This window comes from Oleiphilus sp. HI0043 (assembly GCF_001634935.1).
The window spans coordinates 1-648 of the sequence record NZ_LWEY01000502.1; the positions used below are offsets into that span (position 1 = coordinate 1).

Here is a 648-nt window from a genome sequence, read left to right on the forward strand (position 1 = left end):
ACAACATGTAAGACTGACTGACCCAATTTTTGTTTCCGCATCTTGAGCTTATTAGGCGGCCACTCGCCAAAACTACTTAGCAGTGTGCCGAACCAATCAGGAAGCCGCCCGTCTTTGTTCGATGTTTGCCGGTCTATGGTAGAGCGCCCTTTTTGATTGGCAAACATCGAGTCTAACAATGCAGAGGGTTGGCTTATCGCACGCGCGTTTGATTTTGTGGGGATGGCATTCTCCGGTGATACAATACCGTTCATGCATTTTGGGTCCATACTCCCCCAATCACTGTCGGTACTATTTTGTTCGCCGGTATCGGCATCGCCCTTTGCGTCATTCTGGTTTGGTTGTCTATGTGAATCATCGGGTCGCTTAAATCCGGTTTCTGGAGAATCGTTGCCGGAGTTAGGATTACCGCTTCCGGAATCACCTTGAGCTGGTGGTGGCGCGTCGTGCCTACGGCGGTGGTGCAAAACCAGCTCTGAAACCGCATCAAGATCATCCAAGATGACCTCTTTTCGACCTTGCCAAGCGGCGTGCGCGCGAGCTGTTCGATACCAAACGATATCTGCTCTTAGTCCATCTACCAACGCATCTTCACAACGTTGTGCAATTTCAATTCGAATGGAGTCAGAGCATGCCACACCCTCTAAA

At 50.2% G+C, this 648-nt stretch carries 1 pseudogene; it reads right to left on the reverse strand.

Annotation, left to right across the window (positions count from 1 at the left end):
• Window positions 1-638, reverse strand: a pseudogene (locus tag A3729_RS06230) (hypothetical protein); the annotation flags it as partial.
• Between the last annotated feature and the right edge of the window lie 10 nt (window positions 639-648).